Source organism: Rhizobium sp. BK538 (assembly GCF_014197575.1).
GTDB lineage: Bacteria > Pseudomonadota > Alphaproteobacteria > Rhizobiales > Rhizobiaceae > Rhizobium.
In genome coordinates this window covers 1-13,064 of the sequence record NZ_JACIFT010000009.1, presented here as the reverse complement: position 1 = coordinate 13,064, position 13,064 = coordinate 1, and the positions used below count along the sequence as shown (strand labels likewise).

Here is a 13,064-nt window from a genome sequence, read left to right as displayed (position 1 = left end):
CGTTTTGCTCCTACGCCTGCCTTGCCCGCTGCAGCATGCCGAAGAGATCACGCGGATCGTCGGGGTCGGCGATGATGTCGAGGTCCTGGTAGAGCCCTGTGCCCCTGAGCCTGTCGCGGACGTAGCGCAGCGCGGAAAAATCCTCGATCGCGAAACCCACGCTGTCGAAGAGCGTGATCTGGCTGATATTGCGCCGCCCCTGCGCCTGGCCGGTGATGACCTTCCACAATTCCGTAACAGGGTAGTCCGGTTCCATCTGCTGGATCTCGCCCTCGATGCGCGTCTGCGGCGGATATTCGACGAAGGTGTCGGCGCGCAGCAGGATATCGCGATGCAGCTCGGTCTTGCCGGGGCAGTCGCCGCCGATGGCGTTGATGTGGACGCCGGCGCCGATCATGTTGTCGGTGAGGATCGTCGCATATTGCTTGTCGGCGGTGCAGGTGGTGATGATGTCGGCGCCCTCGATTGCGGATTGCGCCGAGGTGCAGGCGGTGACCGTCAATCCGGCGCCCGACAGGTTGCGCACCATCTTTGCGCTCGCCAGCGGATCGATATCGTAGAGCCTGATGTGATCGATGCCGCAGATGGCCTTCATGGCAAGCGCCTGGAACTCCGCCTGCGCGCCATTACCGATCATCGCCATGGTGCGGGCACCCTTCGGTGCCAGATGGCGTGCCGCCATGGCCGAGGTGGCGGCGGTGCGAAGCGCTGTCAGCAGCGTCATTTCAGTCAGCAGCACCGGATAGCCGGTCGAGACTTCCGCCAGGAGGCCAAAGGCGGTGACGGTCTGCAGGCCCTGCGCCATGTTCTTCGGATGGCCGTTCACATATTTGAAGCTATAGATCTCGCCATCCGAGGTCGGCATCAGCTCGATCACGCCCTCGCGGGAATGGGAGGCGACCCGCGGTGTCTTGTCAAAGAGCTCCCAGCGGCGGAAATCCGCCTCGATGACGTCGGTGAGCTCGGCCAGTAAGGTTTCCAGCCCGATATGGTGGACGAGCCGCATCATGTTCTCGACGCTGACGAAGGGAACGAAGGCTTTTTCCGATGGAAGGGGTGACGACATCACGAAATCCTCTGGCGCTGGGCTGATGAAGAGAGGCTAGCGTTCCCAAGTGTTGGCCGAAAGCGCAAAACTGTGCTAGTTCCGGCAGCTGATTGTACAATTTGTTCAGTCGGTTTGCATAAATTTATCAACCAGGAGCGGGAAGCATGGATGTCGCGAAATATTCCCCGGATGATCTCGACCGCCGCATCATCGGCCATCTTCGCGCGGATGGACGGGCATCGTTGACCAAGCTTTCGCATGCGCTCGGCGTTGCACGCGGGACAGTGCAGAACAGACTGGACCGCTTGATCGAGACAGGGACGCTGCTCGGATTTACCGTGCGGGTGAGAGAAGACTACGATCTGAGCGCGGTGCATGCGGTGATGATGATCGAGGTCGTCGGCAAGTCGACGACGCAGGTCATTCGCAAGCTGCGCGGTCTGACGGAGATTTCCGCGTTGCACACGACCAACGGCAATTGGGATCTCGTCGCCAATATCCGGGCGGCAAGCCTTGCGGATTTCGACCGCGTTCTGCGCGAGGTGCGCATGATCGATGGCGTTGCCAACAGCGAAACGAGCCTTCTGCTGAGCAGCGTTTGACAAAAAGAGATGTCATCGATACCTCCGCCATTGTCGCGATCGCCCTGGACGAACCGGAAGCAATCGACCAAACAGCAAGCGATGGTGTGCGGCGTATAGCGCCTGTTGCCTTGATCGCTGGAGTGCGATGCCCGCATAGGCGCGCGCAGACCGCGGTCGACGTTTTTTGAGCGCGGCATATCCGTTCGGCAACTGGGGCTCAACGCGATCCGGTGAGCCCCGATCCAAATTCACACGATAGCAGGCAATCGGCTCAGTGATGTTCTTGACCCGCTGATCGCCCATCGGCTCGAAGGCAAAGGCAAGCTTGCCTCCGACCTCCTTCGATACCTTGCCTGAAACACAGGATCAGCGACCGTAAGTCACCTCAACGGTCGCCTTGCCGAGCGTATTTGCCCGTACATAGAACCCAATCATGGCCGCAGGCGCCGTTTCGGGAAGCGCAAGCTTGTCCACAGAGAGCGCGTAGACGGTGAACTGATAGTGGTGCGGAGCATCTCCGGCCGGCGGGCATGCGCCACCATAGCCGGATGTGCCGAAGTCGGTGCGGCCTTCCACGGCGCCCTCCGGAAGCTTCTTGTCGCCACTTGCGCCGGTCGCAATCTTGGAAACAGTTGCGGGAATGTTGATCACAGTCCAGTGCCACCAGCCGGAGCCTGTCGGCGCATCCGGATCGTAAGCCATGATGGCGAAGCTCTTGGTGCCTTCAGGCGCCCCTGACCAGGCCAGTTCCGGCGAAATATTCTTGCCCGTGCAACCGAAGTTGTTAAACACCTGCGCGCTGGCCATGGGTTTTCCAGGGCTCAGGTCATTGGAGCTCAGTTTCATTTCGGCGTGAGCGACAGTTACGTTGACAAGTGACGAGGCAAGCAGTGCTGCTATGAGACGCATGATGTTTTCCTGGTTGATACTGCCGGGAAACTATCCTCCCCCAGAAAGAGCGTCTGCCCCGAGATGCTCAACTTCTGTCCTGGTCCGCTCAAAGACGTCAGGGTTGCTGCGCACATGGCGCGGGTTGATACCAAACCGTTCCTTGAACCGCGCCGCGAATTGAGATGGCGAGTCGTAGCCCACCTCCAGCGCGATGTGTGCAATCGGCACACTGGTCGTGTGCAGGAGGCCCAGTGCCCTCGTCATTCGGGTGTCGCTTAAGGTCTCGCTGAAACTCGTGTCTTCAGCAGCCAGCTTACGTCTGAGCGTCGCCTCGCTCATGTGGAATGAACGGGCCGCATGCCCCAGCGTCCAGTCGAAGGCAGGGTTCTTTTCAATCATGTGGCGCAGCCGGTCTCGCAGCAACAAACTTTGGGCTTCGCCCAAGACGGCACCTGCAAGCGCGAACCATGTGATGAGTTCCATCAAGCGGGCCGCGGCAATCGGCACCGGAAGCTTGATCAGGTTTTCCGAGTCGCTGCAAAACTCGAAGAGTGCCGCTGCCTGCTCGGGCATGTCAGACACTTTCGCGGGAACTGCCGTTGACGGACGGGTTATGGCACCCATGCGACCGTATGCGTCCTCGAATAGTTGGCGCGGAACGGGAAGTGCAAGCGTTTCATAGCTCTGTGGCGCCTTCGGTATGTTTTCCATGGTCAGCGGACGATTATCTGGCAAGAGGCCAAACTCTCCGGCGGCAAGGCGCAACGGCATGTCGTGGGCCGTAACGATCTTTGTTCCCGATCGAACCTGGATCAGCAAAGGACACGTGTTCACGAGGCGGTAGAAACACGCCCGTCCACCCTGTCGGATTACGGCGCCGGCGGGGATAGGCAAAACGTCGTGCAATGCAACCTCTTGATGTCTGACGGATCTGGCATGGCTAGATCTTTGGGTCCACAGCCGATCATAGGTCGAACGTGCGGACGGCGGAAGCTTTCACTTTCACATCCACGTCGGTTGTCTGCAGATCAAGCAGCTTAGCCCATATCGAGGATATTGCGCGTCGCGGAAAAAGATGGCCGCGTTCGCATTTTCGGCAGGACCGGCGCGAGGAGCTGCCGCGCAAATAGCGCCGATGGGCCATCCGCGCGATCATTGGTTGACCCGAATTGCTCAGAAGCGAATGACCACACATCCGTGCGGCCCAAGTGAAAGGCAATCATTGACCTCCTTGCCGCTAAGAAGATCTGTGCCACCACCTGGCAAGCATTTCACTTCGACATCGGCTCCGTCCGTATTGAGCACGAACAGGAGCTTGCGGTCGGCCGCTTCGCGGACGGTCACCTCCACGTTGGCGGGAAGGTCGGCCACCAGGGGTGCGATGCCTGCGCGCGCAAACACCTGTTCTGCAAGGCTCTCGGCCAGTGCAGCGGTGAGATATGTGCCCATGTAGATGGCACTGCCCTCGCCTACTTTGCGGCTGGTAATGGCCGCCCGCCCGCTCGCAAAGCGGTTGCTCCACCGACCGAGCACCTCGACGTCTGGATCCACGTCGAGCAGTTCGTAGAGATGGGCGGCCTCGTGCTCCTGATTGCCGAGCACGAACTTGTACCGTCGGGCCGCCGAGCCGGCCGAAAGTCGCTTTGCGGGATTGTGCAGTACGAACTCCGTGCCATTGAGACCGAACAGGCCATCGGCGCCTGGTTCAGCAACGCGACCGAATTCCTCGACCCGCACGCCACAGAGTTCGGAAAGACCGCGGCCGGGCGCGAGAACCGTCGGAATGTGGTTATGCTCGTCCCGCGTTCCTGTCATCGCGCCGATCACCAGCGTGCCGCCATTCTTGACAAAGGCCTCGACATTGGCGTTCCACTCCGGCTTCCACATCGCCCAATGGGGAACATAGAGCAGCTTGATCCGCGAAAGATCATCTTCTGGATGAATGAAACCGCAAGCAATGCCCCTGGAATGGCAATAGCGGTGCAGATGAACACCATCCTCCAACGGGCTCGGCAGACCCATGGGATAGGTCTTGTAGGCCTCCTGGTTGTCGAAATCGGCACCGGCGATGGCGACATCCATGCGGACGGTCGTGCCCAGAAGGTCCTTCTTGATCTTGGCGACGTCGCCGGCGAATTCGATCGCTTCCTGATAGCGCCGGCGCGGCACGTCGTCATGGTCAATGAGGCCCATCCAATAGATTTCGGCGCCGTAATGCGCCGGACGCCAACGGAAGAACATCAAGCCGTCGGCGCCGCGCGCCACAGAGCTCAGCGCCATACGGCGCATCTCGCCCGGTTCGGGGGTCATGGTGGAAAAGCCCGGCTGACTGCCGAAGCCCGAAGCTTGCTCCGGAACGATGAAATTGCCGCTGTAGGCGCGACAGACATCGAGATGCAGCGCCTGCGTTGCGGCATGCCCGCCAGTGCGACGCATCTCGTCGTAGAGCATCGGATAGATATCGAAGCCGATAAAGTCCAGGTCGCTACCGAACTGGCCGCGGAAGTCGATGTCTTCCAGGCGGCCAAGATTGTGGAAGATGAACCAGTCCGGGTTGGTCCGACGCAGGATTTCCACCTGATCGTGCTGGAATGCGGCGGTCGCATGCGCCAGGAAGCGGTGATAGTCCTGGAAATGACCAGGGCTCGGAAAGCCGGGATTGTGGGCACGCGGCGCGGTGATCTGGTCGAAATTGTCATATGCTGTTGCCCAGAAATTTCCACCCCACACAAAATTGAGCGCATCGATCGTCTCGTAACGATCCCTGAGATAACGGCGGAATTCGCGTTCTGTCGCTTCTGAATAAGAGGTGGAAGACGTGGTGTTGAGCTCGTTGTCGGTCTGCCAGCCTATAACGTGCGGGTTGTCGCGATAATGGTTGGCGAGCGCCTCCGTGATGCGGCGGCTGTGCGCACGGTAAACAGGACTGTTGGTGTCGGCATGCTGGCGAGAGCCATGGGTTGCGACGCGATCGTTCACGTCAACGCGTAGCACTTCCGGATAGGTCGCGCTCAGCCACCGGGGCGGCGTGGCGGTCGGCGTACAGAAGATCGTCTCGATGCCACAGGCGCCCAGGACGTCGATCGCCTTGTCGAACAGCGAGAAGTCGAACACGCCCTCGCGCGGCTCCATGATGTGCCAGGCGAACTCGCCCAAACGCACGACGTTGAAGCCGGCAACGGCCATGCGCTCGGCGTCACGCTCCCAGTAGCTCTCGTCGACATGTTCCGGATAATGCGGGACGCCGATGAGAAAATCGTCAAGATTAAGGGTGCGCCACACCGAAAGGGGCGCAGGAGCTGTGCGCTTCATGTCATTCTTATCCTTGTTCAGAGACTTGCGACGGGTTTGGGAGAGCTGATGGTTCGGCCGTCGGCCGCAAAGAGGTAGGCATCGCGCACGTCAAAGCCGATGGAAACCGAGGCAGCTGCCTGGAATGGCCGGATGTCGCCGATCTGGGCGGTGAAGACACCGGTTCCGCTGTCGGAGCCGGTTGTCACCAAATCACCGGCATCGACATAGACGATGGTTTCTCGGCCGAGATATTCGGTGAGCCGCACTTGTCCGTAGAAGGTAAAGGCGCACCCAGCCTGATCAATCGTGAGCTTTTCGGGGCGGATACCAACCGTGACCGTGTCGCTCTTGGCGGCTGGCACTCTAAGATCGTCGAAGGAAACCGTCAGCCCGTCGGCACAGGCGACCCTGGCACTGCGACCCGAGACCTCCGCGACCGTGCCGGTCACGAAGTTCATGCGCGGCGCGCCGAGGAAGCCCGCGACGAACAGGTTGGCGGGATTGGCATAGAGGTCGAGCGGCGCACCCACCTGCTCGATACGACCGCGATTGAGCACGACGATGCGACTTGCCATGGTCATCGCCTCGACCTGGTCATGCGTCACATAGATCATCGTCGAACCAAGCTCAGCATGCAGGGTCGACAGTTCGACGCGCATCTGCGTGCGCAGTGCCGCATCGAGATTGGACAGCGGCTCGTCGAACAGGAAGACGTCGGGCGAACGGGTAATGGCCCGGCCGATGGCGACACGCTGCCGCTGACCGCCGGACATTTGCTTGGGCCGCTTGTCGAGCTGCTCCTCGAGCCGGAGGATTTTTGCCGCCCTCGCCACCGCCGTATCGATTTCCGCCTTGGGCCGTCCGGCCATGCGAAGGCCGAAACCCATGTTCTGCGCCACCGTCATATGCGGATAGAGCGCATAGGACTGGAAAACCATGGCGATGCCCCGGTCGCCTGGCTCGAGCCGGGTGACATCCCGCCCCTTGATCAGCAACTGGCCCGACGTTACCGTCTCGAGACCCGCGATTGTCTTCAGAAGCGTGGACTTGCCGCAGCCGGATGGTCCGACCATGACAACGAACTCGCCCTCCTCGATGGAGAGGTTGATGTCGTTGAGCGCATGGAACTTGCCATAGTGCTTCTGAACGTTCTGGATTTCTACGCTGGCCATTGAGCCATCCTTTGATCTTTGCGCATCAGCCCTTCACGGCTCCAACCGTGAGGCCGGCGATGAAATGGCGTTGCATGAGGAAGAACATCACGACGGGCGGGATCGCGACCATGATCGTGGCGGCTGCCACGAGGTTCCATGCCGAAACCCATTCGCCGCGCAGGTTGCTGAGGCCCGCCGTCACCGGCTTGACGGTATCGCTCTGGGTCAACACGATTGCCCAGAAATAATCATTCCAGACGAAGGTGAAGGTCAGGATCGCAAGTGCTGCCAGCGCCGGACGGATCAGCGGCAAGACGACATGGATCAGCGTTTGGCCGGGCGAAGCCCCTTCAGCTCGCGCAGCCTGGAAAAGTTCGTCCGGCAAAGCCGCGATGAAATTCCGCATGAACAGCGTCGCAAAGCCGGTCTGGAAGGCGATGTGGAAGAGGATAAGCGCAGTGTAGGTATCATAAAGGCCGAACGACACCATCAGGTCGCGCACCGGGATCATCATGATCTGCGCCGGCAGGAAGTTGCCACCAACGAAGAGCGCAAACATCAGGTTGGCGCCCCGGAAACGGTAGCGCGACAGCACGTAGCCTGTGAGGGTCGAAAGGATCAGCACTCCCAGAACCGACGGCAACGTGATGATCAGGCTGTTGAGAAAGTAGCGGGCCATGGCCGTCTGGGTGAAGACGGCCATATAGTTTTCGACGAAATTGAAACTCTTCGGCCAGCCCCAGTAATTGCCGGCCATCACTTCCTCGAACGACCGGAGCGATGTTGCCATTACTGCCATCAGCGGCACGAGCCAGAGGATCAGGACAAACGCGACCATGCCGGCATAGGCTGCCCGGCGAAGTGGGGATTCTTCGGAAATCGGACGCGGATACATCAAAGAGCCTCCCGTTCAGGCTTGAGCAGGGTGCGCAGGTACCAGGCGATAAAGACGGCCATGATGACGAAGAGCACGGTGGCTATGGCGGCTCCATATCCAAAGCGATAGGAGAAGATGGATTGCTCGTACATCTGATAGGCGAGCACGCTAGACGAGCCGAACGGTCCGCCGGACGTCATGACCGCGACCATGTCGAATGAACGCAGCGCTCCGATCACGGTGACGGCAAGCGCGATGAAGCTGACTTCCCGCAATTGCGGCAGCACCACGTGCCACAGCATCGGCCAGCCACGCGCTCCGTCGACCTGGCCGGCGCCGATCAGATCCTCGCTGAGGTTATTGAGACCCGCAAGAAACAGCACCAGGCAGAAGGCAGTCTGAGGCCACAGCGCTGCGACTACGACCGCAAACGTAACGAAATGCTCGTCAGAAAGCAGCGCCGGTGCGGTGGCTCCGAAATAGCCGAAGATCAGCGATAGCAGGCCGAAGCTCGGATCGTAGACCCAAGTGAAGACCACGCCGACCGTCACCGATGCCAATACCAGCGGCACGAAGAAGAGGGACTTCATGACGCGCATGCCCCTGATCGGCTGGTTGAGCAGCAGTGCCAATGCGAGACCGAGTGGTGGCGCCAGCATGAACATGACGAGCCAGATCAGGTTGTTCTTGAGCGAAACATAGAATTGCGGGTCATCGATGAGCTGTGCGTAGTTCGACAGGCCCACCCACCGCATCTCGCTGACGCCATCCCAGTCGAAGAATGAGACCCAGACCGTTTGGATCGAGGCCATGATGATGACGATGCCGAACAGAAGGGCTCCGGGGAAAATGAACAAGGTTGGAGCCATCCAAGAGCGATGGCGTCGCCAGAAACTGGACATCTCTTTCTGCTTTCCAGGGTCGGAATTGGTTACGTGCGGTCGATGCTTGCCGGCGCTGCCGGATTTCGGACAGGAGTGCGTGAAGTAAGCATCTCCTGTCCGAAGCGCGGCCAGCGCAGGGAGGGTGCATGGCCGCAGGCGATCGCGGTCACGCCTTGAAGACGCGCTTGCGGGTTGCTTCAAGCCGCTCGAGAATCTGCTCGCGCCGTTCTGGCTTGACCATGAACTCCTGGAAGCCCTTCAGCCCTTCCTGTGCCATGTCGGGATCGGTGTCGCGGTCGTAGTACTGGGCAGTGGCCGCAACGGTCTTCAGCGATTCCACGGCAGCATTGACCAGCGGATCCTTGCTCGGCGGGCAATCACTGCGGGGTGGCACTGCACTTTCCGCTTCGAGGAAGGCCGACAGGTTCTCGGTCTTATAGAAATAGGCAAGGAAGTCGCGTGCGCCTTGCTTGTTCTTGGCATTCTTCGGAACGTGGATCGAATTCAGTGCGAAATCCTCATAGCGTGCCATGCCGGAGGTGATTTCCGGGAACGGCGCAAACGCGATCTGGTCGACCTGATCCTCGGGGAAGCCATATTTTATGAAGCCGGCCAGATCCATCATCGCGGCTTTCTTCTGCGCCAGTGCGGCGGCAGCCTGCTCCCAGCCGAAGGAGGTGTGGTTTGGGCTGAACATCTCAGCCTTGATCAGTTCCTCCCATGTGTCGAACACCGGCTTCAGCGCATCGTCGGTATAGGACATCTGACCATCCATCAGCGCCATATGCTTGTCGAGGCCGTTGATGCGCAGGTTCATGTGATCGAACCACCCGGCGGCAGGCCACATTTCCTTCGTGCCCATGCTGACCGGGATCATGCCTGCCGATTTCGCCTGCTCGCCAAGTGTCAGTAGATCCTTAATGGTCTTGGGCGCCGTCCAGCCCTTTTCGGCAAAGACGTCCTTGCGGTAGAACAGGCCCCAGAGAAGGCCCCCGAGAGGCAAGCCATACTGCTTACCATCCACCGTGACCGCTGCGGTCGATGGGCCGAGCACGCTCTTGTAGTTCTCGCGTTCGAAAAGATCGGAAATGTCGTCGAACAGATCACGCTTGACGAAGGCCTTCATGCGGTTACCGGAGAACCAGAAGCAGAGGTCCGGCGCACCCACGACAAGATAGCTGCGAATAGCCGTTTTGTGGGCCTCATGGTCCATATTGTTGATGGTGACTTTGACACGCCCCGCCTTCTCATACTCGCTTGCGATGCGCTGAAGCACCTCCCGCTGCGCGGCGTTGCCGATATTGGAGATGATTGTCAGCTCCTTGCTCTGCGCCAGCGCGGGGCAGCTAAGTGCCACGCCAGCCAGCGCCGTACCGGCGCCGATCATGAACTGGCGTCGCGAAGAGGCCGCGCTTTCCATCAACGACGTTAGATCTTTCATTGCCATTCTCTCCTCCCAAGACAAAGCTTCGGCATTGCCGAGCAACCGTCTGCTCGGACAGGCCAAGTTCGATGAATGTGCTGAGCGTCGCCTTGCTGTGCGATGTGGCGGCAGGCGAACTCCTCCTCGATTGCCAACGGCGCGAAGTTAGCCTAGCTTTAGGGTCGACGCAATAGTTAATTTACGAAATAAATTAATGAGGAGATGAAGTGAGAGGCAACGCCAGCACATCGCGAGCCCTGAACCGGCGCCTTATCCTGAACCTGCTGCGCAACCGCGGCCCTATCTCCCGCGCCGAGATGGCGCAAATTACCGGGTTGAGCCCTGCGGCCGTCACGTTCGTGGTCGCCGAATTGATGGAGGAGGCACTGGTCGTGGAGCGCGAGGCGGTTGCTGGAACCACTGGCCGGCGCCCCGTACCAGTCGACATCAACTACGAAGCCCATCTTGCGCTTGGCTTCAAGCTCAACCGATACAGCATCGACTGCGTGCTGACCGATCTGGCCACGACCCCCCTTGCATCGCGCGAAGCGGACGTCGCCGATACGAGCCCGCAGGGCATGATCGAAACCATTGCGGCGACGATCCCGAAGCTCCTCGCGCAGGCTAACCGGCAGGGAACGGAAATCATGGGTATTGGTGTTTCGATCCCCGGAGAAATCGATCCATCGACCGGCATGTGCATCCAGAGCCCCCGCTTCGGTTGGAAGAACCTGCCGTTCGCGGAGCTGCTCGCCAAACGCGTCCATGTTCCGGTCTGGACCGACGACGACGTGAACGCTTTCGCCGTCGCGCAGAAACTGTTCGGCGTCGGCCGGGATCACCAAAACTTCGCAGCGCTTGCGATTGGCGCCGGTATCGGCTGTTCGCTTGTGATCAAGGGCGAGATCTATCATGGAAGCCACAGTGCCGCCGGTAAGCTGGGACATACGACCTCCGTTGTGAATGGTCGCTTGTGTGAATGCGGTCGGCGTGGATGCCTGATGGCGCATGCAGCAGAGCCCTATATGCTGGACGAATGGCAGAGCCGGACGGGCTCCCCCATAAGCCGCGATCAGTTCGCTCAGTCCGTTGAGCATCAAGAAGATCTGGCGCTTTCCATCTTATCGGACTGCGGTTCTCGGATCGGGCGACACCTGGCCGACATGGTCAATCTGTTTGATCCGGAGATCATCGTCGTGGGCGGAGAAGCCGTGCAATTCGGTGATGCCCTTCTCGCCCCGATCCGGAAAACAATGGAGGAATTCGCATTCTTCACCAAGCCGGAACTCGTCACCGATTGGGTCCCAAGTTCATGGGCACGGGGCGCTGCCGCGCTTGCGACGCAGAGAATTTTCGACTTCGAGCGCTCGCCGAGCGGTTGATGAAGGTTCTGCTGCGCACCCCATTCATGAAACTTAAGAAGAGTTGCGGACCGTTGACAGCGAAGCATGCGAACAATGAGGAGGATGGGCTTTGCTACACTTCAACTACCGCCACGCATCGCTGCCAATAATGCCATGAGGAAAATGCGAAGAGGAAGTTTCGCTGTCGCGTCTACCCGCTTCGCAAATCAACCATCCGACATGCACGTGCGTCATCTGTCTCTGGTGGCAAAGCCGGTGCCGACGCCCCGGACCTCGGTGGGGAACACCTCGCCGGGATAGATGCTCGTCAACACCCCATTCACTGCATTCAGAAACGAGCACATAGCCGGCCTAACTCCGATATTGAATGATTAGAGTATATGGCGCGATGTCGCCTGCTATAGCGGTTACTCCCGCCACCCTATGTTGTGGGAGATGTCACTTGCCTGGAGAATACACTTGCCGTGCTGCAACCCTTGCCTGTGAGTTGCGATCGCCCGGCGGAGGCGCAGGGCCGCCGAACACCTCCGATGTCAGCTCAATACCGTGTGACGCCTCGTTGCTTCGATCTTTCGTGTAGACAACCCTGGATACGACTCCTATTGTTTAGTCGGGAGGTTCAAACGCTTCGAGGTCCGCCATGGATACCGTAAGTGCGCTTGATGCAACCACACCCGAAATCTCCGACGACCGGCTGCGATCGCTTTTCTCCGCTATGGAACGGGATGGGTATTGCTGCATACCGGATTTCCTAACACCTGCCAGTTTGATGACGATGCAGGAGTTTGTCGCATCGTCCGTGCGCAGTTCCCAGAACGAATATGTGGTCTTTAGAGGCACCGAAGCCGTAAAGGGATCCGGACTTGATGAACTGGCACAATCCACGCGGTTCCAGTCGATCTTTTCGCGGCTTTATGTAGCGAGCCGCAACAAACCGGCTCCTGCTGTCGAATTCTATCAGTTGCTGAGATGCCTGACCGGCAAGGGAATGATGCAGCATTCTCTCAACTTTCACTATGATTCCTACCTCGTCACGGCATTGATTCCCATTGTTATCCCCACGACCGGTCGGGCCGGCGATCTCCTCCTCGTGCCGAATACCAGACCCGTCCGGGAAACCTATGCGGGAAATCTTGTCGACAAAATAATGGTGGACAAGATCCGGCAAAAGTCATTGAGAACCCGAGCCCTGAACGATCCCGCGTCATTCACGAGGATCAAAATGGTTCCAGGAAATCTCTATCTGTTCTGGGGCTACCGAAGCATCCACGCAAACGAACCATGCGATCCCGACACCGTGCGCGCAACGGCTCTCTACCACTATTTCGATCCCCACGCCGATAGCAGGTTAAAGGCACGCCTCAGGCGTTGACGCGAAGAGGCAATGGGATTGTAGCTTAGCGCCGGCGGTTTGAGGCCGGCGTTCCTGCGCCTTCATCACGGGATCTCAGTAAGCGCGATTTTCGATGCGCATTGACGACGGCAAGACCGATGAACGTGCGCGCATTGGTAGCGAGATCCGGCTCTATCCGGCCGCAGTAGTCT

The 13,064-nt window shown here is 59.3% G+C and carries 11 protein-coding genes; 3 read left to right on the top strand and 8 right to left on the bottom strand.

Features of this window, described 5'->3' with window-relative positions:
- Positions 1–10: 10 nt before the first annotated feature.
- Positions 11–1,066, bottom strand: coding sequence for an ornithine cyclodeaminase (locus FHX09_RS12605; RefSeq protein ID WP_132591231.1), 1,056 nt, complete (start codon positions 1,064–1,066; stop codon positions 11–13).
- A 146-nt stretch (positions 1,067–1,212) separates the two neighbouring features.
- Here FHX09_RS12605 and FHX09_RS12600 point away from each other — a divergent pair, with 146 nt between their 5' ends.
- Positions 1,213–1,650 carry an Lrp/AsnC family transcriptional regulator gene (locus FHX09_RS12600; RefSeq protein ID WP_132591229.1) on the top strand — a complete coding sequence of 146 codons (438 nt, stop codon included), beginning with the start codon at positions 1,213–1,215 and terminating at the stop codon, positions 1,648–1,650.
- Between the two features lie 348 nt (positions 1,651–1,998).
- Here FHX09_RS12600 and FHX09_RS12595 read toward each other — a convergent pair whose 3' ends face one another.
- From FHX09_RS12595 to FHX09_RS12565, 7 genes are all read right to left on the bottom strand, one after another.
- Entirely contained in the window at positions 1,999–2,541 is a 543-nt protein-coding gene (locus FHX09_RS12595) for a YbhB/YbcL family Raf kinase inhibitor-like protein (protein WP_184450064.1), read from the bottom strand.
- Between the two features lie 30 nt (positions 2,542–2,571).
- On the bottom strand, positions 2,572–3,429 hold the full coding sequence (locus tag FHX09_RS12590; protein WP_132591225.1) for a helix-turn-helix domain-containing protein: 858 nt from the start codon (positions 3,427–3,429) through the stop codon (positions 2,572–2,574).
- A gap of 267 nt (positions 3,430–3,696) precedes the next feature.
- Positions 3,697–5,835, bottom strand: coding sequence for a beta-galactosidase (locus FHX09_RS12585; protein ID WP_184450062.1), 2,139 nt, complete (start codon positions 5,833–5,835; stop codon positions 3,697–3,699).
- Between the two features lie 17 nt (positions 5,836–5,852).
- The gene (locus tag FHX09_RS12580; protein WP_184450060.1) at positions 5,853–6,989 is read right to left on the bottom strand and encodes an ABC transporter ATP-binding protein; all 1,137 of its coding nucleotides are present in this window, start codon (positions 6,987–6,989) and stop codon (positions 5,853–5,855) included.
- Positions 6,990–7,014: 25 nt separating this feature from the next.
- Entirely contained in the window at positions 7,015–7,866 is an 852-nt protein-coding gene (locus FHX09_RS12575) for a carbohydrate ABC transporter permease (protein ID WP_184450058.1), read from the bottom strand.
- Positions 7,866–8,750, bottom strand: a complete 885-nt coding sequence (locus FHX09_RS12570; protein WP_132591217.1) for a sugar ABC transporter permease — start codon at positions 8,748–8,750, stop codon at positions 7,866–7,868. Before FHX09_RS12570 ends, FHX09_RS12575 begins: the two co-directional genes overlap by 1 nt.
- A gap of 148 nt (positions 8,751–8,898) precedes the next feature.
- Positions 8,899–10,173, bottom strand: a complete 1,275-nt coding sequence (locus FHX09_RS12565) for an ABC transporter substrate-binding protein (RefSeq protein WP_246699430.1) — start codon at positions 10,171–10,173, stop codon at positions 8,899–8,901.
- Between the two features lie 209 nt (positions 10,174–10,382).
- On the opposite strand from FHX09_RS12565, the gene FHX09_RS12560 reads away from it, so the two are divergent.
- On the top strand, positions 10,383–11,537 hold the full coding sequence (locus FHX09_RS12560) for an ROK family transcriptional regulator (RefSeq protein WP_184450054.1): 1,155 nt from the start codon (positions 10,383–10,385) through the stop codon (positions 11,535–11,537).
- Between the two features lie 622 nt (positions 11,538–12,159).
- Positions 12,160–12,891: a hypothetical protein gene (locus FHX09_RS12555; RefSeq protein WP_184450052.1), complete on the top strand. Its 732-nt coding sequence runs from the start codon at positions 12,160–12,162 to the stop codon at positions 12,889–12,891.
- Positions 12,892–13,064 lie beyond the last annotated feature (173 nt).